This window comes from Simiduia curdlanivorans (assembly GCF_030409605.1).
Taxonomy (GTDB): Bacteria; Pseudomonadota; Gammaproteobacteria; order Pseudomonadales; family Cellvibrionaceae; genus Simiduia; species Simiduia curdlanivorans.
Map to the genome: position 1 here is coordinate 372,007 of NZ_JAUFQG010000004.1, position 22,545 is coordinate 394,551.

The 22,545-nt window shown below is 50.3% G+C and carries 19 protein-coding genes; 10 read left to right on the forward strand and 9 right to left on the reverse strand.

Going from position 1 to position 22,545, the window contains the following annotated elements; all coding sequences use genetic code 11:
• Positions 1–184: 184 nt before the first annotated feature.
• From QWY82_RS01840 to QWY82_RS01855, 4 genes are all read left to right on the forward strand, one after another.
• Positions 185–649, forward strand: a complete 465-nt coding sequence (locus tag QWY82_RS01840) for an RICIN domain-containing protein (RefSeq protein ID WP_290259435.1) — start codon at positions 185–187, stop codon at positions 647–649.
• The gene (locus tag QWY82_RS01845) at positions 646–1,470 is read left to right on the forward strand and encodes a polysaccharide lyase family 7 protein (RefSeq protein WP_290259436.1); all 825 of its coding nucleotides are present in this window, start codon (positions 646–648) and stop codon (positions 1,468–1,470) included. Before QWY82_RS01840 ends, QWY82_RS01845 begins: the two co-directional genes overlap by 4 nt.
• Positions 1,471–2,054: 584 nt before the next feature.
• Positions 2,055–2,600, forward strand: a complete 546-nt coding sequence (locus tag QWY82_RS01850) for a FadR/GntR family transcriptional regulator (protein WP_290259437.1) — start codon at positions 2,055–2,057, stop codon at positions 2,598–2,600.
• 52 nt (positions 2,601–2,652) lie between these two features.
• Positions 2,653–2,775 (forward strand): hypothetical protein, encoded by a 123-nt coding sequence (locus tag QWY82_RS01855; protein ID WP_290263545.1) that lies wholly within the window; start codon positions 2,653–2,655, stop codon positions 2,773–2,775.
• A 305-nt stretch (positions 2,776–3,080) separates the two neighbouring features.
• On the opposite strand, the gene QWY82_RS01860 is transcribed toward QWY82_RS01855, so the two are convergent.
• Entirely contained in the window at positions 3,081–4,562 is a 1,482-nt protein-coding gene (locus QWY82_RS01860) for a mannitol dehydrogenase family protein (protein ID WP_290259438.1), read from the reverse strand.
• Entirely contained in the window at positions 4,562–5,977 is a 1,416-nt protein-coding gene (gene uxaC, locus QWY82_RS01865; protein ID WP_290259439.1) for a glucuronate isomerase, read from the reverse strand. Before uxaC ends, QWY82_RS01860 begins: the two co-directional genes overlap by 1 nt.
• A 311-nt stretch (positions 5,978–6,288) precedes the next feature.
• Between uxaC and QWY82_RS01870 the strand changes: the two genes are divergently transcribed.
• Positions 6,289–7,227, forward strand: coding sequence for a sugar kinase (locus QWY82_RS01870; RefSeq protein ID WP_290259440.1), 939 nt, complete (start codon positions 6,289–6,291; stop codon positions 7,225–7,227).
• A gap of 21 nt (positions 7,228–7,248) precedes the next feature.
• Entirely contained in the window at positions 7,249–7,746 is a 498-nt protein-coding gene (locus QWY82_RS01875; RefSeq protein ID WP_290259441.1) for a YgjV family protein, read from the forward strand.
• A gap of 193 nt (positions 7,747–7,939) precedes the next feature.
• Here QWY82_RS01875 and QWY82_RS01880 read toward each other — a convergent pair whose 3' ends face one another.
• The 6 genes from QWY82_RS01880 to QWY82_RS01905 all read right to left on the reverse strand — a co-directional run bounded on the left by QWY82_RS01880 (position 7,940) and on the right by QWY82_RS01905 (position 16,774).
• The gene (locus QWY82_RS01880) at positions 7,940–8,731 is read right to left on the reverse strand and encodes a gluconate 5-dehydrogenase (protein ID WP_290259442.1); all 792 of its coding nucleotides are present in this window, start codon (positions 8,729–8,731) and stop codon (positions 7,940–7,942) included.
• Entirely contained in the window at positions 8,728–9,591 is an 864-nt protein-coding gene (gene kduI / locus QWY82_RS01885) for a 5-dehydro-4-deoxy-D-glucuronate isomerase (protein WP_290259443.1), read from the reverse strand. The genes QWY82_RS01880 and kduI overlap by 4 nt, the downstream gene beginning before the upstream one ends.
• Before the next feature lie 3 nt (positions 9,592–9,594).
• Positions 9,595–12,024 (reverse strand): glycoside hydrolase family 88 protein, encoded by a 2,430-nt coding sequence (locus QWY82_RS01890; RefSeq protein ID WP_290259444.1) that lies wholly within the window; start codon positions 12,022–12,024, stop codon positions 9,595–9,597.
• Positions 12,025–12,105: 81 nt separating this feature from the next.
• Complete coding sequence (locus tag QWY82_RS01895; protein ID WP_290259445.1) at positions 12,106–14,775, reverse strand: TonB-dependent receptor; 2,670 nt, start codon at positions 14,773–14,775, stop codon at positions 12,106–12,108.
• A 337-nt stretch (positions 14,776–15,112) separates the two neighbouring features.
• A complete protein-coding gene (locus QWY82_RS01900; RefSeq protein ID WP_290259446.1) occupies positions 15,113–16,501 on the reverse strand; it encodes a glycoside hydrolase family 28 protein in 1,389 nt (462 codons plus the stop codon).
• A 72-nt stretch (positions 16,502–16,573) separates the two neighbouring features.
• Positions 16,574–16,774 (reverse strand): hypothetical protein, encoded by a 201-nt coding sequence (locus QWY82_RS01905; RefSeq protein ID WP_290259447.1) that lies wholly within the window; start codon positions 16,772–16,774, stop codon positions 16,574–16,576.
• A 262-nt stretch (positions 16,775–17,036) separates the two neighbouring features.
• Between QWY82_RS01905 and QWY82_RS01910 the strand changes: the two genes are divergently transcribed.
• A complete protein-coding gene (locus QWY82_RS01910) occupies positions 17,037–18,548 on the forward strand; it encodes a UxaA family hydrolase (RefSeq protein ID WP_290259448.1) in 1,512 nt (503 codons plus the stop codon).
• Between the two features lie 44 nt (positions 18,549–18,592).
• Here the strand turns inward: QWY82_RS01910 and QWY82_RS01915 are convergent, their stop codons facing one another.
• On the reverse strand, positions 18,593–19,603 hold the full coding sequence (locus QWY82_RS01915) for a pectinesterase family protein (RefSeq protein ID WP_290259449.1): 1,011 nt from the start codon (positions 19,601–19,603) through the stop codon (positions 18,593–18,595).
• A gap of 113 nt (positions 19,604–19,716) precedes the next feature.
• Here QWY82_RS01915 and QWY82_RS01920 point away from each other — a divergent pair, with 113 nt between their 5' ends.
• From QWY82_RS01920 to QWY82_RS01930, 3 genes are read left to right on the forward strand one after another with little or no spacing between them, the layout of a single operon-like run.
• Positions 19,717–20,691 (forward strand): TRAP transporter substrate-binding protein, encoded by a 975-nt coding sequence (locus QWY82_RS01920; RefSeq protein ID WP_380736116.1) that lies wholly within the window; start codon positions 19,717–19,719, stop codon positions 20,689–20,691.
• Between the two features lie 10 nt (positions 20,692–20,701).
• Positions 20,702–21,190: a TRAP transporter small permease gene (locus tag QWY82_RS01925; RefSeq protein ID WP_380736115.1), complete on the forward strand. Its 489-nt coding sequence runs from the start codon at positions 20,702–20,704 to the stop codon at positions 21,188–21,190.
• Between the two features lie 18 nt (positions 21,191–21,208).
• Positions 21,209–22,507: a TRAP transporter large permease gene (locus tag QWY82_RS01930; protein WP_290259451.1), complete on the forward strand. Its 1,299-nt coding sequence runs from the start codon at positions 21,209–21,211 to the stop codon at positions 22,505–22,507.
• Positions 22,508–22,545: the final 38 nt, after the last annotated feature.

A 22,545-nucleotide genomic window follows, 5' to 3' on the forward strand; every position in this document is an offset into this window, starting at 1 on the left:
GCCAGTGGGCGGATAGGATGAAAGCCGAGGTAAACACGGCCGCTGTCTAATAATCACAACGCATGCGCGCTAGCGTTTAGCGCCGCTGCACAAAGAGCAAAAAATAATGAAAATAATCAAACCCACAGCAATGACCCCAACCACCCACTCTGGCATCGCCAGTCACTAAGCAGGGAGACTCGATATGAACTATAAAAATTTATTCGCCCTGTTGGCCATTTCAGCCTTCGCATCAACGGCAAATGCAGCAACATTTGTGATTGAAAAATACGGTACTGGCTTCTCCATCGACGGCAACGGTGGCGCAATTCAAGGCCAACAAATCTATCTATGGGGCACCAATACAAGCAACGTAAATCAGAAATGGGTGCAACTCGATCGTGGCGATGGCTACTACGCCTACAAGAAAGAAGGCACCAACTTGTGCTGGGATGGCGGCAACGGCGGCTCGAAGCGTCAGGCGATCACATTGCAAACCTGCGATACCAATAACTACAACCAACATTTTTCTAAGGTGAAGATTTATGCCGGCACCGAAGTTTATCGCATTAAAAAGCGCGGCGTATCTTACTCTTTGGACTGGACGGCAATAATGGCGCAGCTAGTCGTCAGGCCATCTACCTCTGGAATTCGTCTGATAGCAACGTGAATCAGCATTGGGAATTTAAATCCGTGGCAGACAGCGGCAGCTCGGGCGGTGGATCTGGATCAGGCGGTGGTTCAACCGGCACGGCAGAAATCCCTTCCGACCTTATGGATAACTGCAACCAATGGAAGATTACCTACCCAAGCGGCGTTGAAGACAAAACTCTTTGCGGTGAATACAACAACGAATACTTCTTCGTTAACGACAATCGCGACGGTATAGTGTTTAAGGCGCCCATCAGAAGCAACAACGGTTCAACGCCAAACTCAGATTACATCCGCTCCGAGTTGCGCGAACGCACCACCACCGGCAGTTCTGATATTTACTGGACCACTAGCGGCACCCACGTTGTTTACGTTAAGCAGGCGATCACTCATTTGCCTATCGTAAAACCCCATTTGGTTGCCACTCAAATCCACGGCAACAAAAGTGATGGTATCGACGACGCCATGGTGCTCCGCCTGGAGAACAAACACTTGTTCCTGAGCTTCAACGGTGGCGTGTTGCGCAGCGACCTAACTATTAAGACCAACTATAACTTAGGCACCAAGCACGAAGTGATTTTCGAGGTAATCAACGGTAAGCACTACGTTTACTACAGCGAAGATGGCAAATTGGAAGCGGCCTACAAAGCGGGTAACGCGAGCAGTTATTTGGTAAAAGATGGTTCAAACACCTATGTGATGAACCGCAATTACGATCAATCCTATTTCAAAATAGGTAACTACACCCAAAGCAATGCCGAAAAAGAAGGCAGCCAGACTGGCAACGCCAATAACTACGGCGAAGTGGTTGTGTATGACTTCTGGGTGGAACACAAATAAGTTGAGCAGTAGCTAAGCTCTCTAAAGACCACACAAAAGCGCGAACAGCGCCCAGCCTAACAACTGGGCGCTTTTTCGTTTGGTAAAGATATCGCTCTGAAAGGTGTATTAGTTACAGCTAGATCAGGTAACTCTTGAGATACTCATCAGTTGCCGCTCACACCGCCCACCTCTTAACCATGCTCGCCTAGGTTACGACAGGGTTAGCTTTGTGCAGCCCAACGCGCTCAACCCCTCTCCCGCTACAATAGATTTATGTCCGCAACATCGCTGAAATCATTGCTGAGGCGTTGGTTAAGCCACTGCTCATTATTCCAATTCAATAGCCCCCCCAACCATCATGACGACTGCTCTCTCGCCTCGTTGCCATCGCCTTAAGCTAGCGCCTATTAACTTATCATTACCAATTCGACTAAAAAAAAAGCCGGCGGCCTTACCAAACTACATAATTGGACATACAATTTTTCCAGTGACTTCTGTTCAGCGGATTGGGCATCCGTTACACTAAGGCCGGAAACTCAACTAAGGAAAATTCATGAGCCTGAACGCCGACAGCCGCCTCTATCAACAGGTTGCAGAGCAGCTTGCCGAAGCTATCACCCGCGGCGACTTCCCTCACCACGCGCCTACCCGTTGGGCACAGTCGCCTACCCGCTGAGCGCAAGTTGGCAGAGCGCTTTAATGTCAGCCGCCCAACGCTGCGCGAAGCGGTCATATCCTTAGAAATTGCTGGCTACGTAGAAGTTAAAGGTGGCTCAGGTGTCTACATCACGGGTCAGGGTGGCGGCGTTAAAGCGTCGGAAAAAGATGTAGGTGCGCTCGAGGTACTTGAAGCACGCATATTATTCGAGTCTGAAGCGGCGGGCTTAGCAGCCAAACATATCACCCCAGAAGAGCTCGCTGAATTGGAGCAAACACTGCAAGAGCTAGTGCTAGAAAGCGACGAGGAAACGCCCGAAGAAAGTGCCGATCGGCGCTTCCACCTCACCATTGCCAAAGCCTGTAAAAACGCGGCCATTGAATCCACCATCGAGCACCTCTGGCGCTTGCGCAATAACTCACCGCTACCCGAGGCTATTATCAGTCAGGGTCAGGCAGGCCGGAGCCAAAACACGCATCAAAGCCCATAAAGATATTTTCAATGCGCTTAAAGCTCAAGATTCTGAAAAGGCCAAAGCTGCAATGCGCAACCATTTAACTCATGTGGTTGAACAATTACTAGAGGCCTCCGAAGCGCAAGCCGTTGAAGAAGCTAAACAAAAAAGCGCCACCAATCGCGCTCGCCTAAAAATGCTAGGTGGCTGAGCGAAATACCGCACAGAAACCAGCCCACAAAAAAGCCAGCACTGCGCTCACTGCTGTCCCACAAAAACGATATGACCATCGTTAGGCTTTAAGCCTCACAATAGATGCGACATCTCGGCGTATACTTGGACATGAGTTTGGTGCCCGCACTAGCAACACGACGTGAATACATCCATGTAGTCTCAACACCCGCTTCCATGCGGGTGACGGTCGCTAGTACGGGCACCAAACTCTCCCCGCGACATAACTGTGGGACAGCAGTGAGCACTGCGCTGGCTTTTTTTTGTGAAATTCTAATGCCACAGTTACTTGCCTAGAAGCCTACCTAAACAAACCGTAACGCCATCTACCGCCAAGTGTTCTAGCTGCTCGGCCAACGCCATACTTAAGCGCTCATTATCCACTAAGTCAACATCAAAAATTTGCTCTAAGCGCAAAAATCCTTGGACCAATTTTGGATAGTTTTTGTCGTATTGACGATACAAATCCCGCAACTCCAGCGCCAACGGATCTTGCACATCAATAACCTGCCCCTGCTCATCATAGCCACGAACATAGCGAATCCAATTGGCCAACGCAAAAACCAGCCAGGTAATTTCGCCACCACTCGCCAGCTGGCTGCGCAAGGTATTCAGCCAACGCTGGGGAATTTTTTGGCTGCCATCCATGGCAATTTGCCATGTTTTATGCCGCAGTGCTGAATTGGAAAAGCGCGCCAATAACTGGGATTGATAAGCATCGATATCAAAATCTAAGGGTACATAAACACTAGGAAGAACCTCAGATTTCCAAAAGTCCTGTACCGCAGCAACGAAATTTTCTTGTGCTACAACTTGAGCTATGTACTGGTAACCCGCCAAAAATCCCGCATAGGCAAGTAAAGAGTGGGCACCATTAAGGAAGCGTAATTTGATCTCTTCATAGGCAGTAACGTCAGATACCATCTGTACGCCAACCTTTTCAAAGGCCGGCCGACCGGCAATAAAATTATCTTCGATAACCCACTGACTAAAAGGCTCGGTAACCACTAAACCCTCGTCGCGGCAGGCCAAGGTCTGCGCGGCAAAGAGTCGGTCTTCCTCGGTGGTTGCAGGCACTATCCTATCAATCATCGAGCAAGGAAAACTGACACTTTTTTCTATCCAAACAGCCAAGGCAGGGTCGACCCGCTGAGAAAACTGCAACAATACTTTTTTTAACACCCGACCATTGTTAGGTAAGTTATCGCAACTCAACAACGTGAGACCGGTGAAACCCGCCGCTTTTCGACGCTGCAATCCTCGGCACAACCACCCCAACAAAGTTTTAGGTATGGCGTTGGGCTGAAGATCGGCGGTTACGTCTCGGTGATTAATCAGTAAGTTTCCGGTAGCCGGATCATGGCAATAGCCCTTTTCGGTAACAGTTAAGGTCACTATTTTGATACTGGGATTAGCCAAGGTATCAAGCAACTCCTCCGACTGCTCCGCGGCATACAACACATTGAGTACGGAACCTATCACTCTGGTTTGAAGCCTTGCGCTATCGCGCACGAGCACAGTGTATAAACCATCCTGGGGGTTGAGCTGCTCAGCTACCGATTTACTGCGTAAACTGCTGCCAACAATGCCCCAGTCACCGCCCTCTAAGGCCAATACATCATCGACATACACCGCTTGATGAGCTCGGTGAAAAGCCCCCGTACCAATATGTAAAATACCTGCCTTCACCTGCGAGCGATCATACTGCGGCAGAATAATATCTGCCGGCAAGCGCTTAAGTTGTTGTTGATTCAGTCGATGATTCATCAGAGTTTATAGGCCTTCTTAGCAAAATTGTAAGCCAAATCCGCAGCTAACTCGAAGGCCTCTTCTTCTTCAAGTCGGTGATCACTGACCAATTCGGCGAGAAAGCTACAATCCATGCGACGCGCCACATCGTGACGCGCTGGTATCGATAAAAAAGCCCGAGTATCATCATTAAACCCGACCGTATTATAAAAGCCTGCAGTCTCTGTAACTTGCTGACGAAACCTACGCATACCCTCAGGGCTATCGTGAAACCACCAAGATGGGCCAAGCTTAAGCGACGGATAGTGGCCCGCCAATGGCGCTAGCTCGCGCGAATAATTGGTCTCATCTAAGGTAAATAAAATAATATTTAAATCTGGATGGTTGCCAAACTTATCCAACAAGGGCTTCAGTGCGCGAACATATTCTGTCTGCGATGGAATATCGGCACCTTTATCCCTACCCCAGCGCGCAAACAACTGTTGATTATGATTGCGGAAAGCACCGGGGTGAATCTGCATAACCAAACCATCTTCAATACTCATAGCCGCCATTTCCGTGAGCATTTGCCCGCGAAATGTCTCTGCCTCAGCAGCACTAAAAGCACCAGCCATGATCTTGTTAAACAGCGCTTCGGCATCAGCATCTGATAAATTGCTGGTGCTGGCTGTAGGGTGTCCGTGATCAGTTGAGGTTGCACCCATGTCCTTAAAAAAGGCTCGGCGCTTGCGCAGTGCGCTTAGATATCCCGCATAGGTGCGGGTGTTTTCATCGGTGAGCTCACCTAAATATGCCACATTACTGTGAAAACCTTCGAATTCGGGATCGAGTACATTGTCCGGCCTAAACGCCGTAATAACCCGCCCTTTCCAGCCGCTCTCTACAATAGCTTTGTGGTGACGCAAATCATTGAGCGGCGATTCGGTGGTGGCAATTAATTCAATGTTAAAGCGCTCAAACAGCGCGCGCGGACGAAAGGCGTCACTTTTAAGCGCCGCATCAATATGGCTGTAATAAAGTTCCGCGGTCTCGCCATCCAGCGCCACATCCAAACCAAACACCTCGACAAACACATGATCCAACCACATGCGCGACGGCGTTCCGCGAAACAAATAATAATGCTCGGCAAAAATCTGCCAGATTTTTCGCGGGTCAGTTTCAACAGGGGTGCCATCCTGAGTAGGAATACCTAAGTCTTCTAGCGCCACGCCCTGACTATAGAGCATGCGGAATACGTAGTGATCCGGAGTAATCAGCAACTCAGCAGGGTTACCAAAAGCTAGATTCTCTGCAAACCAAGACGGATCAGTATGACCATGAGGACTCAGAATAGGGAGCTTCGCCACAGACTGATACAAACGTCGCGCGATTGCCCGCGTTTGTTCGTTGGCTGGAAAAAGCCTATCGGGGTTAAGTCTCAATGCCTTGGCCATATCAGTGGTTCCATCTTTAGTTTCATCAGGTTCGAAATTTACATCGAGGTTGGAATTTGGCCAGACCAAATTTTTCAACTATTCGATAACGTCAAATAGGCAACCTTTTTTGAAAAAAGCCCTCCGTTTCCGGAGGGTGAAAGGTGCAAATTTATGCCGGCGATATTTCTCGGACAGTGACGAGAGAGGCCGCAAGCTTCCGATTAAGAAGCATACTAATGAAAAATATCGCCAATTGGCATGACCAATATAGTTTCAAATGGTAAGCTTGTTGTCAACCTTTGGTAAGTCATAATGTTTGCGAGGTAGACATGTACGGTATTGCCGCTATTGGCGAAGTGATGATTGAACTGGCGCCAGCCCCCCAAGACCTTAAGCGCCTAGCCTATGCTGGCGACACCTACAACACGGCTATTTACCTAGCCCGCGCAGGTGCCCCCACTAGCTATGTCACCCACCTAGGGCAAGACAGCCACAGCGACGCCATACTCGCTGAGCTAAGCCAAGAGCAGGTGGCAACCAACCTGATTAAACGTGAGCCAACACGCCAACCAGGCCTTTACATTATTCACAATCGACCGGATGGCGAGCGCGAGTTTGCCTATTGGCGAGACCATTCAGCCGCGCGCCTGCTCTTTAACAATTGCGACCCAGATCCCAGCTTGCTCGACATGCAGATGATTTACCTAAGCGGCATCAGCATTGCCATCATTAGCCCCGAGGCCCGCGAGCGGTTGCACAGGTTCCTCAGCCACTACCAGCAAAAAGGCGGTAAAGTGGTTTTCGACTCTAACTTCAGACCCAGACTTTGGCCCGACTTGGGAACGGCTCAAGCCACAACGGAGCGGTTTTTGAAACTAGCTGATATCGCGCTGCTCACACTGGAAGATGAGCAAGCGCTATGGAATGAGCAGGACCAAGATGTGACTATGGCGCGGCTACTTACTTACGCGCTACCGGAACTGGTGGTAAAACGCGGCGCGCTGCCCGCCTTAGTGGTACACGAGAACACCTTGAACGCGGTAGATGTCTGCCAAGTTAAAACCGTAATAGACACCACCGCCGCCGGCGACTCCTTCAATGCCGGCTATTTAGCCGCACGCTATCGAGGCCTAGGGCCGGAACTCGCCGTAAGCGAGGGCGCGCGCTGTGCTGCAGCCGTCATTCAGCATCGCGGTGCAATCGTGCCACTATTAGATTACCAAGCCAGTCTCGCTGCATTAGAACGCCACAGCCAAAACGAAAGCTGATAGGCAGGAAAATAATCTAATATGTTAATCGCACAAATCTTGGGGCTGCTCAGCTTCGCACTGGGCATTGCCTGTTTTTATCAACAACAGGATCTTCGACTAAAGCAACTCATGGTATTGCTGAATATCAACAATGCGATCCATTTTTTCCTTTTAGGCGGAATTACCGCCTGTTTAAGCTCTCTAATTTCAGCGCTGCGCAATGCATTAGCGATAAAATTTCATTCGGCATGGCTGGCTGCACTTTTTATCGCAATAACCTTAGCCCTTGGCGTGCCCTTGATCACTCACCCCGCCGACTGGCTGCCCTTAGTGGGTGGCTGCATCGGTAGTTATGCAGTATTTTGTTGCACCGGCATAAAACTAAGAGTCGTTTTTTTACTAGGCGCACTCTGCTGGCTGCTCAATAATATTTGGCTCGGTTCAATTGGTGGCAGCCTATTAGAAGCCATGCTGCTTATCACCAATATGCGTACAATCTATTTGCTACGCAATCAAGCAGCCCTGGTTAATACATAAAAAAACGCCCCTAGTGGGGCGAAAGAGCAATGTAAACCACTGAGCAAAAGAAAATTATTAGACAAGCGCCAATATCTGCCGCCATCGAGCAAGGACCAGCGCAAATACTTGAAACACAACTGCCATTTCGCGCATCTACAATCTCGCCTCAACAACGACGATGAATAGATCAGCAACCTATTTGATTACCGCTTTAAACTTCATTTGCTGGCCGGCCGATGGTGGCCAGGATGCCGCCATCGACATAAAGAATTTGACCACTGATGAAGTCTGAGGCGTTTGACGATAGAAAAACCGCAGCGCCTTGCAGATCTTCCGGATCACCCCAGCGGCCTGCTGGGGTACGGCTCACAATAAAATCATTGAAAGGGTTGCCGTCAACGCGAATGGGCGCAGTTTGACTGGTGGCAAAATAGCCTGGGCCAATGCCATTGACCTGCACATTGTGCTTGGCCCATTCGGTAGCCATATTGCGGGTTAGCATTTTCAAACCGCCTTTAGCCGCCGCATAGGCGCCAACCGAATTTCGCCCCAACTCACTCATCATCGAACAGATATTAATAACCTTGCCAGCGCCACGCTGAATCATGCCTGGCACCACGGCCTTGGAAACAATAAAGACACTGGTAAGATCGGTGTTGATCACTTGGTTCCAATCAACCAAAGCCATATCCAGTAGCGGCGTGCGCTTAATGATGCCTGCGTTATTGACCAGTATGTCGATAGGGGCAATTGTCTGGTTAATTTTCTCTATGGCATCGGCGACTTGCTGCTCGTCGGTCACATCAAACAAAAAACCATCAGCCACGATACCGGCGGCGCGATACTGCACCAGGGCTGCATCTAACTTTTCCTGCGAGGATGCGCCATTGATAACCAGCCGAGCGCCTGCTTTTCCTAAGCCCATGGCCATCGCCATACCGAGCCCGTGAGTCGCGCCGGTTACCAGCGCTAACTTTCCCTCTAGGCTGAATAAAGAGTTCACGCTTGCTCTCCATTTTGCGCCAACATGGCCGGCGTTAAATGATCCATGTCGCTGTAGTCAAGATTCTCACCGGCCATACCCCAAATGAAAATATAATTACTGGTGCCTGCGCCCGAGTGAATGGACCAAGGCGGCGAGACAGCAGCCTGTTCATTAGCCAACCACAAGTGACGAGTCTCATTTGCGGGGCCCATAAAGTGACACACGGCTTGATCTTCTGGCACTTCAAAATAGAAATAGACTTCCATGCGACGGCTATGAGTATGGCACGGCATGGTATTCCAAACGCTGCCCGGCTTGAGCTCTGTCATGCCCATTTGCAACTGGCAGGTTGGCAACACACTGTTAACCAACAGTTTGTTAATAGCGCGCTCATTGCTGCTTGCCAGGGCGCCCATTTGCACCACGTCGGCATCGGCTCGGCTAACTTTTCTAGTGGGATAAGCATGATGCGCTGGGGTTGAGTTTAAATAGAATTTAGCCGGCGCTTGCGCTGAATCCGATATGAACAGTACAGATTGTGCACCGCTACCAACATAGAGCGCCTCTTTGTAGGCCATCGGATAGCGTTCACCATCCACCTCTACCACACCAGCGCCACCGACATTAATAACACCCAGCTCACGCCTATCTAAAAATGCTTTAGCTTTTAGCAACTCAGGAGACGTGAGAGCAACAGACTCACTAACCGGCATGACGCCGCCCACGAGAAAGCGATCGTAATGGGTGTAGGTCAAGGCTAAGTGATCGGGTTTAAATAAGTCTTTGACTAAAAAATGGCGGCGCAATTTCGCCATATCGTAAGACTTGTAATCATCTTGATGAACCGCAAAGCGTTCATCACAGGACATGCTAGACATTTTTTACCTCGAAAGTAATTTACTAATTTGTACGCTAGCCATAAGAAAAGGCGCCATGCCTTTAATATCGTCGGCAACAATGGGCTCGCTCTGATAATAGTGATAGCTGCCATCGCGACCGAAGCCGAGGCCAGCAACCTGACAAATACCATTTAAATGTACATCGCCATCGGGATCGAGGCTAACAAATTCCCGCACAATACCCCGATAACCGTCCATCATGGCGACCTTATAAGTCTCGGGTAGCAGGCCTAGATTAATCCCCTTAGCCAAGGCGTAAACGAACATGGACGATGCCGATGCCTCTAAATAGTTACCCGTGGCATTTGGCATATCCGTAATTTGATACCACACGCCAGATTCATCTTGATAGCGTACCAACACAACGGCCAACTCAGTTAATTGCTGCTGTAAAATGGCGCGTAATTCGCGCTGATCTTCAGGCAGTATTTCCAACACATCAACCAAGGCCATGGCATACCAACCCATGCCTCGGCTCCAATGATATTTAGATAGACCAGTCTCTGGGTCAGCCCAATTTTGCACGGCTTTTTCATCCCAAGCGTGAAACAGCAAGCCACTTGGGGCACTTAACTTTTCTTTTGCCACTTCAAACTCATGCACGGCTTCGGCAAAGCTTTCGCCCTGTTCAAATTGTTTACTGTACTCGGCCAAGAAGGGCATACCCATATACACGCCATCAAGCCACAACTGAAAGGGGTAACGCTGCTTATGCCAGAAGGCACCATTGGTGGTTTTCGGGTGATGTGAAAGTTGATCGCGCAAGAGGCCTGCGGCGAGCTTATATTTTTCTTCACCCGTGCGCTGATAGAGTCGCAGTAGCATTTTCCCAGCGTTAATATCGTCGATATTAAAGACATCTTTACGATAGCTAGAAATATTGCCTTGCTCATCGATGAATGAACTGATGGTTTGCTCGGCAAGAGCGGAAAATTTTGGATCTGCACCGGCGCGACTTAAATCATCAAAGGCTTGCATGAGTAAACCCGTAGTGTACTCCCAGCGCGCCGGCCTATCGCGCTCTGGGTCCCAGCCGCCATTGCGCAAGTCTTTTGCTTTGGTTCGGTACTCGGTATCGGCCATGCGCTCGGCAATATCCAACACCGACTCAGCACTCGGCTGATCTAAGCGCAAGCTAGCACTCAATTGACTATCGATCGAAACACGCAGCTTTAAGGTAAGCTTTTCAGCCTCGCGCTCAAGTAACGTTTTAAAACCCTGTTCGGTTTTGATACCGTCAGGTTCACCCGACCAAGCCGCTAAGAAATAATAATCTAGGGTGCCACTGGGCGATTTCATGACTGACACCCAGTTGTGCGCATCCTCAGTTTGATCTGTTCTTAAGCCCTGCTTGAACAGTAAACCCATACCGAGATTGTCGCCCGCAAGACTTTGCTTACCCCAAGTACCAACATGGGCATAGGCGTGCCCGGTCAGATTATCGTCGCTCGACAGAAAAACTGTTTCAGGTGCTTTACCAAGCCCAATAGCTAAAGGCTCAATCGGCTCATTTGCCTGCAGTTGCACATGCACTAAACGACTGCCCGCCTGCATGGTAAAGACAGCACGCAAATCGACGCGCTTATCGGCAACAGCCCATGCGCCATAATCAATAGCAAAAGACGATACCAAAGGTCCATTTTGCAAAATTGTAACTGCGCGGGAATCGGCATGAGCAACGCGCTCTACTCTGTCCCCGTGCCAGTAGCCAAAACCACCCATGCCGAGTGACTCACCCACCTTCAAAATATCTAGGCCCCAATCGGCTGCATGGTGGTAGGACTCAAAGCCGTCCAATCCCACTTTCTGCAACGCGAGAGCCGGCTGACTCTTGCCAAAAATGTCGAAGCCATTGCGCCAATCGAGGTAAATCCGGTAGCCAACCTTATCGGACTCAATTCCCGGCCCTTCATAGCGAATATATTCTGAGTGGTCCGTGTGCTCTATCGGCGCTATTAGCTTGTCGACATTAACAAACTGGCCGCCGATGTATTTTTTCTCTTGCCAAGCACCGCCCTGCTTTATAGAGATCTCAGCCTGGGTACGCGAGGCTAAGCTCATGTTTGAAGGCTGCGCCTTAACCGCCAAAACCATTTTTTCAGCGGCCGCTAAATCAACCAGCGCCACGAGATGATCAATATTGCCATCGCCGTCGCCATCGACCAACTGAGACGGAACTTCGTCGCTCTCGAGCCACACAGATAAGGGCGCCTCTAATGTGCCAAGGCGCTCAAGCGGCAGCCATACTAACTCATCGTTGCGTTCAAACTCAGAGGGATTACTGAGCTTTACGGTCGCCACAACATCAGCAGACGGCTTTACCAATTGAGGAAGAGTCTCTTTCGTTTGTGTATCAACATCACAACCGAGTGTAAGCAAGGTTATCGAGAACAGCAGTAGAAAATTTTTCATACATTTACTTTCAATTAATCTCATAAAAATAAAGGCACATCCCTGTGCCTCCAATTCATCGATCAAACTATGCGTCGCAACTTAGAAAGAGTAAGCAGCGCCTAAATAGTATTGACGACCAGTATGGTGGTAAACAGAACTACGCTCTGATGAATCCACAAACTGGCTGTTGTACTCATCAGTTAAGTTAATCGCCTCGAAGGTGAGCTTCAGGTTATCGGAAAGGTTATAGTGCGCGGCCAAATCGATATTGGCTGTACCCTTAGTCCCCTCTAGGTCATTACCCGCGCTACCGCTCGGCACTGCCGTTAAATAATCGTCGCGATAAGAATAGGAAATACGTGCGCCCATTTTATCGGTTTCAAAGTAACCGGTAATGTTGTAGGTGTTGCGAGATAGGCCGAGCAAATCATTCTTAATGATATCGCCATTGCCGTCGGTACCATACTCCACTTCTGAATCTACGAAAGTATAGTTAGTAATAACACCGAAACTATCGCCAATCGGCTGCTGCCAGATCATTTCAAAGCCGTTCAAATCACCGCCGTTACCATTAGCTTTTTTACTAACAGTCCAAAGGTCATCTTCGGTGAAGTTTAAACTAGGATCGAGAATCGAAACTGGCAAGCCAGTAGAATCCCATGTCTGGCCGGCTTCAGTGGTGCTGATAATAAAAGAGTCTATTTTCTTGCGGAACAAGGCCAATGAAATCAACGCGTCATCAGCGAAGTACCATTCAACACCTAAGTCAAAGGTATCCGCACGGAAGGGATCTAGATCTGGGTTGCCAAATTTTACGTTGCCGTTGAACTGATCAACCGAACCGCCTGGCGTCAAGTTACCCAAATCTGGGCGAGCCATCACTTTTGCATAGGAGAAGCGCAGGTTAATGTCTTCAGTAACAGCGAGTACCGCATTTAATGAAGGTAGCGTATCGGTGTACTCCCGGTTCACTTCTACTTCTACTAAATCGCTACCGACTTTTGTATAACCGGTGCTGGTAACGTCAGTAGTCACCTGGCGCACACCAATATTGCCACGCAGTGGCATACCGGATATTTCACTATCCCAAGACGCTTGAACGTAGAAACCCGTATCCGTTTCCTCAACCGAGCGATCGTCTTGGTCGCGCAATTGCGCAGGCAAGTTATACAAATCGACGGCCGCTGCTGCTTTGCTTACATCAGGCGTCAGCCAAATTATGTTACTGCCTTCTGCTAAACTGGTTAGGCTGAACAAGCCGTCCACTGGTTGGTTGCCACCGATGGCCGATAGCTTGGTATCGCGGCGCGCTTCGGTCACATCAAAGGTATATTCCTTAACTGACACACCACCTTTAACACTCCAAGTATCCGTTAAATCATACTCGAGGTTTATCGAGACATTTTCGAAACTGTTGTCGGTCTGATTTGGCCTATCCCGCACCTCAGTAAACATGAAGTTGTCGCCATCGGTGAGGTCAAATGTACCCCAATCTAAATCAAGGAATTCACTGTCGCTGCGCGCATCATAGGTGAAAGGCCCACTTTGATTAACCGCATCGAAAATGATAGTGGTTTGCACCGGGTTTTCGAACTTAGATTCTGAACGACCAATTAAGCCGTCAATGCGCAATTTGTCATTGAATTCATGACTGGCGGTCAAAGACAGTTGTTGGAATTTAGTATTGAGCTTGTCAAATCTATGCTCAATACGGGTATCGACGTTATCCAACTGCATATAGGTTAATGTGTTGTTTGCGTCTATTGCATAATCCAACACATCCATTTCGTTGGCATTGCCACTTTCTTTGATACTTACTTCGACAAATTCTTCGTCGCGCGTCGCATCAAACTCAGAGCCTAGGTAATCTAAAGAAAACTCAGTGCTATCGGTAGGACGCCATTGCAAGGTGCCGGTAAATCCGGTGCGCTCTTGCTCGTGCGTCAATTTACCGTAGCGTGGAATACGTGGGTAGATTCCGCCATTCACGGTATCGAACTCGGCCTGATCCGCACAGCCGGAACAACTGGCGAAATCCCGCTCGCTAGACCAACGCACCGCACTGAAACCCTCTTCCAAGATATTGCGCTTAGAGTAAGAGTAGGTGGCGCCCCAACCAAAAGTGTCGGCGTCATTTTTTCCTGCCACCAAAATGGAACCACGCGGATCGGTTTCTTCTGCTAGGTCGTTGTAACCCAATTGACCCGATACTGCCACGGTCAATGAATCTTTGTAATCCAGCGGCTTGGCAGTAGATAGATCGATCACCGCACCTAGCGAACCCTCATCCAAATCGGCTGATGACGTCTTGTTAACCGCCATAGAGCTAAATAATTCAGAGGCGAAGGTATTAAAATCAAAGGCACGACTGCGGTTTGCGCCACCTGATGAGTCAGTGCCGCCTGTTGTTGACATTGCCTCCATGCCGTTAATGCGTACACGAGTAAACTGTGGACCCAAACCACGCACTGACACATTGCGACCCTCACCGGCATCGCGGGAAATAGCCACACCCGGGATACGCTGCAGAGATTCAGCCAAGTTTAAGTCAGGAAAATCGGCGATATCCTCGGCCAAGATCACATCGCGCGAACCGACGGCATCGCGCTTTTGATCCAATGCCCTCGCCAGACTTTCGCGGTAACTGGCGGTTACTACAACCTCTTCTAGCATCTCGCCATCCTGAGCTAGAGCAAAGGGCGCGAAGGCTGGTGTCGCCATGGCCACGGCACACACCAGTGGCTTGAGTTTGAAATTTAACACTCTCATTGTCATCTCCCGAATCTTTATGCTTTTTATGTATTCAGTGAAGGATAAGGCCTTCAAATTATCATTAGGGACCTAGTTGCCATTACCAAGCGGTAACGCGAATCATACTGACATACCAATATTACCAAATCAACCACTTCTAGCTTCCAATTGGTAATACCAAAACAATTTTTCGAACTAACCGGAAATAAACCAAAGTCCGCCGAGCTTAAATAGAAGGGTGAGGTAGGCAACAGCAAAGAAAGTTTAGCGCCCTAAGGCGCCACATACCGCAGGCAGATCAACGACCACTCGCCCGGCAGGAAAATAAAAGCTATATAAAACAGCGAGTTAACAACTAACGACGCACATTCTCTAGCGTCAACTGAGGCGCGTATTCAATGACATCAGCACCGGAAACATGCTCAAAACTGGAGTTCCGAACGGTGATAGCGCCCACGGGGTTGTTTTTAAAGCCGCGCAAATGAAACACCCGCTCGGCCTGTTTGCACTCCACATTCTCAATCACAAGATCATTTACCTGCGGCAAAAACTGGCCTTTGTCGCCCTCTTCGTAGAAAAAATTGACCACTAAAGCCTCTTGGACTTGACCAATTTTGACGTTACGGACCCGCACATGCTCAATCACACCACCGCGTCGCGCATTGGTTTTAAAGCGAAAGGCACGCTCTAAATGCGGGCTATTCATGGTGCAGTCTTCCATAAAAATATTGCGTGCACCGCCGGAGATTTCACTGCCGATCACTAAGCCGCCGTGGCCGTCGCGCATAGCGCAATTGCGAATCAGCACATTCTGAATCGGCACGCCAATACGCCTGCCATCTTCATTGCGCCCAGACTTTAGTGCAATGCAGTCGTCGCCCGTGTCGAACAAACAATCTTCTATTAATACCAAATTACAACTTTCCGGGTCGCAACCATCATTATTAGGACCATGACTGGTACAGGTGATACCCCGCACAGTGACACTTTCGCACAGAACAGGGTTGACCAGCCAAAACGGCGAGCGAACAATGCTAACACCCTCAATTAAAACTCGCGTACAAGCATAGGGTTGCACAAAAGCTGGGCGCAAAAACGACCCGTCCGCGTACAACCTTTCGGCCACGGGCACACCGCGCAACACGTCTTCTTGCAACCTATCTCGGGCCGGCTTTTGGTCTTCGCCTGGAATTAAATCCCAATGCTGCTCACTGTGCTTGCCCTTCCAAGGCCACCAGGTTTGATCGTCGGCGCCGCCATCCAGAATACCGGCACCGGTGATTGCGATATTGTCTTGCTTATAGGCATAGATCAGGGGCGAGTAGCCCATGATCTCCATCCCCTCCCAACGGGTAAGCACGGCCGGCAGGTATTTTTTCGGGTCGGTGAAAAAGTGAATTTTTGAACCGGCGGCCACATGTAGGTTCACATTCGACAGCAGATGTATTGCGCCGGAGCGATACACACCTTCAGATAACAATACGCGCCCGCCACCCGCAGCATGGCAATGGGCGATAGCCCGATTAATCGCCAAGCTACTATCGCTTTCGCCATCGGCACGCGCACCAAAATCTTCAACCGAAAAATCTCTATCTGGAAATTCCGTTACTTGGATACTGGCTTCAATTAATGCAGCCCTCGCCCAATCATCTGCCGGCACCGTTTTGTTATCGGTCGCACAACCTGTGCCGGTTAATACGAACGCTCCTACCGGTAAGGTTTTTAGAAATTCTCGACGTTGCATTCAACCCAGCCCTATTAAAAATGTCGTTAGCGATAACCCGCAATTAAAAAGCAAACGGCCGGAAACCGGCCATCAACCTACACTACCCAAGAGTGCAGTTAAAAATTGTAGTGCATGCCCACCTAATACATGGGACTGCAACCCTTCCTGATACAACCCATTGCCACCCAACATTGCCGCGGACATCGCAGCCATACCTAATGCCGAGGCGGCAATATCCAGCACTTGTGGCTGAAGCAGGCATTTGGAGCAACCTGCTTCATTATTTTTCAATGAGTGCGCGATGCATCGAATAGTCACCCAATACATACCAAATTTCAACAGTTTGGTATTACCAATTTTAAAAATAATCTACCAAACGCAGAAAATAAGACGGTAAGTGCTTGATCTATAAAGAAAATTTTAGATGATCAAGAAAAAGCAAAGTTATTAATAGCAGAGGAAATCAGAAGAAATGTCGACTTCCTCCATTGTGGTAATACCAATAAAACCATATTCTTAAGCCTATTGGCTAACAACCCGCGAAATGTGAATTATGAAAACCTTACGCCTGCACCCGCACGACAATTTATTGGTAGCGCTCGACGCGCTGCCTAAGGGCCTCGAACTAGATAAGGGCCTAAGGGCCTGCACAGACATTCCAAAAATGCACAAAGTGGCGAGCAAGGGCATCGCTGCCGGCGAGCAGATACTCAAGTATGGCCAGGTTATTGGTCAGGCCACACAGAGCATTGCCGCGGGCGAGCACATCCACACCCACAACTGCGCCATGGGCAACTTCGAGCGCGACTTTGCCTTTTGTAGCCAGACCCGCCCAACCCAATTCGTGCCGCCTGCGGCCAAGCGCCAATTTCAGGGCTACCATCGCCCCAGCGGTAAAGTTGGCACGCGCAATTTTATCGCCCTGGTCACCACGGTTAATTGCTCGGCCACCGCCGCACGGCATATTGCCGAGCAGGCGCGCATTGGCCAACTACTTGATGGCTTTGACAATATCGACGGCATAGTACCTTTGGTGCACAGCTCCGGCTGCGGCATGAACCCCAACAGCCGGGGCGGCCACATTCTTGCACGCACCCTAGCAGGCTACGCCGTACACCCGAACTTCGGCGGCGTGATTACTCTCGGCTTAGGCTGCGAAGCGATGCAACTGACGGAGCTAATGCGCAACTATGGCTTGGTAGAATCCGAATTTTTCCGCGCCTACAACATTCAGGATGTAGACGGCACGGCGAAAGCCATAGACCACGGCCTGGGTATCATTCGCGAGATGCTGCCTAGGGTGAACGCGGTGAAACGCCAGGCCGCCGATGCCAGTCATCTCACCCTCGCCGTGCAATGCGGCGGCAGCGATGCCTTTTCCGGAATTACCGCCAACCCCTCTTTGGGTAAAGCGGCCGACACCCTCGTGGCTCAAGGAGGCACCGTGATTTATTCGGAAACCCCGGAAATTTACGGCGCCGAGCACCTGCTAACCCAGCGCGCCGAGACGCCAGAGAGCGCCCAAGCCATCGTCGATTTAATCAGCTGGTGGGAAAACTACACACTGATGAACGGGGTGGAACTAAACAACAACCCCTCGCCCGGCAACAAGGCCGGCGGCTTGACCACCATCCTCGAGAAATCCTTAGGCGCTATGGCGAAGGCCGGCTCCACTAACTTGCGCGCGGTGTATCAATACGCTGAACAGGTTAAAGAGAAAGGCATGGTGTTTATGGACAGCCCGGGCTTCGACCCTGTGTCTGTTACCGGCCAAGTGGCCTCGGGCGCCAATGTGGTGTGCTTCACCACCGGCCGCGGCTCGGCCTTCGGCCACAAACCCGTGCCGAGTTTAAAGCTTGCCAGCAACACGGCGCTGTACGAGCGCATGACCGGTGACATAGACATCAATTGTGGCAAAGCTATCGAGGGTGGCAGCTTAGAGGCCTCGGGCGAAGAGATTTTTGACACCATTTTGCGCGTCGCTTCGGGCGAGCGCACCAAGAGTGAACTGCTTGGCTATGGCGACAACGAATTCACCCCCTGGCCCATGGGCGCTGTGGTTTAACCCGCGCCCAGCCAAGGCTAAGGCGCCCGCCTTAGCCATCATCTTCAGTGCTTGTTTAGCGGCCAAAGGGCCGCTTTTTTTCGCCATGCGGCCAAGTCCGCCTCAGGGTCCCAGCGACCATCAAACGCCCATTTGGCGCTCACTTCGACGGCGGGCATATTGTCTTGCGCCCAGGTCGGGATGGGCGAGCCATCGATCATTTGCGCGCCCCGAAAATAGCTGCGCTCACCCCAGCGGTTGGGCCTATCGCGCGCCGGTTCTTCGGGGTAGGTTTTACGAAATATCGGCTGATCAGCGAGGCTTGGCGCGAAGCGAGGGTTCACTAACCAAAACTGAGCATCGTAGTGACGCCGACCCAGCTGAAAGCCCGGCTCGCCATCAAAGCTGGAGTCTACCACCACCAATTTTTGGCGCTCATCTCGCTCGCCGTCGTGCCACAAGGCGTAGCGAGCGCCGCGGGTATAGAAGCGACTGTTGGTGATATAGGCCCAACCGCGCGGGCACACCATGTCCACATAACCTTCGAAATAACAATTGCTGTGGTAGTACATACCCTCGTCTTTATCCCACAAACTGAGGGTGTCGGCGCCGCCGGCTACCAAGCGGCAATTGTCGGTAATGATGCGCGTGCCTCGCAACAGACGCACCGCAAACTGGTGATCGTTATTGCCGGTTTCAAAACCGTAGCGATTTTCCACCGCAAGATCGAGCAGGGCTATGTCGCTGGCCGCGATGTTGACCGCCGCCGCACCCCAGTCAGTGCCGGTCTTGGCCACCCAATGCTCGCGTAATTTCGCCACACTGATGATGGTTTGTGTGGGGCCTGCGCCGACCAGCGCCAGCTGATCGCGGGTGATGTACACAGTTTCTTGATAGCGCCCAGCGGCAATGTGAATAATCACCTGCCCCGCCACCGCCTCAGCCGCATCAATCGCCGCTTGAATGGTGCGAAATTGCGCTTGGGGCCCCACCGCGAAATGCGTTTGCGCCTGCACCTGAAAGACCCACAACCCCACTAAACTAATTGCCACACGGCACAAAAAGCACCTACCCATAGACTCGTCCTCGCCGTTGCACCAATCTCAAACAGGATGTTAGTATAGCCATTTGGTCTTACCAATAAAGATAATTTTGTAAGACCACAATACTAACAATAATGGAGTGCAGCATGTACCGACTTTTAGCCCTAATGGCCGCGCTTTGCGCCATCGGTGGCCTTCTGGGCTGCAAAGCCAACAGCGATAAGGTGGTTTTGAAGCTCGGCCACACACTTGACGCCGGCCACCCCGTGCACAGAGCCATGCTGGTGATGAACGAACGCTTGGTGGAAATCTCCGGCGGCACCATGCGGATAGATCTCTACCCCAGTGGCCAACTGGGCTCTGAGCGGGAAATGATGGAGCTGTTACAAATCGGTAGCCTCGCCATGACCAAGGTGTCTACCAGCCCCATGGAAAACTTTGTCCCTGAAATGAAAATTTTCAGCCTGCCCTATGTATTCCGCGATCAAGACCATTTTTGGCGCATGCTGGAAAGCGACTTAGGTCAAAACCTACTGGTTGCGGGTGAAAAAGTTCGGTTGCGCGGCTTAGTCTATTACGACGCCGGCAGCCGCAGCTTTTACACCACGAATAAAGCTATCCATGCACCTGACGATCTCAAAAGCTTAAAGATCCGAGTGCAAAAAAGCCAAACCTCGGTCGCCATGATAGACGCCTTGGGTGGCTCGGCCACACCGATTTCATGGGGCGAGCTCTACACCGCACTGCAACAAGGTGTGGTGGATGGCGCCGAGAATAATCCACCCAGCTTCTACCGCTCCAAACATTATGAAGTGAGCAAATACTACACCTTAGATGAACACACCTACGTACCCGATATGCTCATCATCAGCGCACATATTTGGCATAACTTAACGCAACAGCAACAGCAGTGGTTGCAACAAGCGGCCGATGAATCCGTCGCCGTACAGCGCCGACTCTGGGCTCAGGATACCGCCGAGGCGCTGCGCGAAGTAGAAGCCGCTGGGGTGCAAATTATCTACCCCGACAAGACGCTGTTTGCCGATAAAGTGCAACACATGCACACCGAACTCAAGGGCAGCTCCCTTGAAGTACTGCTCAACAAAATTCATTCGCTGTAAGGGGTGACATGTGAAGAACGCCTTAAAAATAATTGACGCAAGTTTGTACCTTGCGCTGGCACTTTTAATGACCGCTATCGTGTTAGACGTGAGCTGGCAGGTGATCACGCGCTTCGTGATGACCAAGCCCAGCTCCTTCACAGAAGAACTCGCCGGCTTCTTATTGATTTGGATTGGTATCTTAGGCGCTGCTTACGCTTTTCGATTAAAAGCACATCTCGGGCTAGACCTAGTGACCGCTAAATTGACCGGCAGGCGCGCGCAAGTGATCGAAATTATTGGCTGGGCCGTGTGCTTCTTATTCAGCGCCGCCGTGATGGTGTACGGCGGCTTACGCCTTGTTCTATTAACCCTAGAGCTGAATCAAGTTTCCGCCGCTTTGGGCGTGAAGATGGGTTATGTCTATTGCGCCGTACCACTGAGCGGCCTGCTGATTTGTTTATACAGCCTCGTTTTTATTGCCGAAGCCTTTGGCCACCGCCAAAGCCAGCCCACTTAATTTCGAACCGAGAAGATCATGGAACTCACTGTACTGGTATTACTTATTAGCTTCGTTGTCTTACTGTTTATCAACGTGCCGATTTCTATTTGCATTGGTGTGGCTACTTTGCTAACCATGCTTTTTACCATCGATGGCGGCCCGGCCGTCACCACTATTGCCCAGCGCATGGCCGGTGGCATTGAAAGTTTTTCCCTACTCGCCATTCCGTTTTTTATTCTCTCGGGCATGCTGATGGGGCAAGGCGGTATTGCGCGGCGCTTGATCAATTTCGCCAAAGTCCTTATCGGCATGCTGCCCGGTGGATTGGCCTATGTGAACGTTGTCGCTTGCGCTTTGTTTGGCGCTATTTCAGGTTCGGCGGTAGCGGCAACCAGTGCCATTGGCGGCTTCATGATCCCCATTATGAACAAAGAGGGTTACGACAAAGGTTTTAATGCCGCCGTAACAGTCGCCTCCTCTACCTCGGGCATGCTGATTCCGCCCTCCAATATTCTTATTGTGTATTCATTGGCCAGCGGCGGTGTTTCCATAGCCGCACTGTTTATTGCTGGTTATGTACCGGGTATTTTAATTGCGCTCTCACTCATGGCCGTGTGTGGTATTTGGGCGAAAATCAAAGGCTATCCTGTGGGCGAGCGCACCAGCTTCAAAGACAGCGTGAAAATTGCCTTCGACGCCATTCCGAGCTTATTTCTCATTTTTCTTATTATCGGCGGTATTGTTGGCGGCTACTTCACCGCCACCGAGGCCAGCGCTATTGCAGTGCTCTATTCCTTCGCCCTATCAGTTTTGATATATCGCGAGGTGAAAATCATCCAAGTGCCCGACATATTGGTGAAATCTGCGGTCACAACAGCCATCGTCATGTTTCTAATTGGCACCTCCACCGCAATGTCGTGGATTTTATCCTACGAAAATATTCCCCAATCGATCAGCGATGCCATGATGGCCTTAAGCGACAACCCCATCATTATATTACTCACCATTAATTTGATTTTACTGGCCGTAGGTATCTTCATGGATATGACACCGGCGGTATTAATTTTTACGCCCATCTTCCTGCCCGTGGTTACCGCCCTAGGCATGTCGCCTTTGCACTTCGGTATTATGATGGTGCTGAATTTATGTATCGGCCTGTGTACGCCACCGGTGGGTAGTGTGCTCTTTGTGGGTGCGAGTATCGCCAAAATCAGTATCGCTAAACTCATTAAGCCACTGCTACCTATGTATGCGGCGATGTTTTTGGTTTTACTGCTGGTTACTTTTATTCCAGCACTATCCGAGTTTTTACCCAAGGCTTTCGGCCTTTACTAAGCGTTAAACAATGATGACGCGCCGGTTTTAATGGAGAT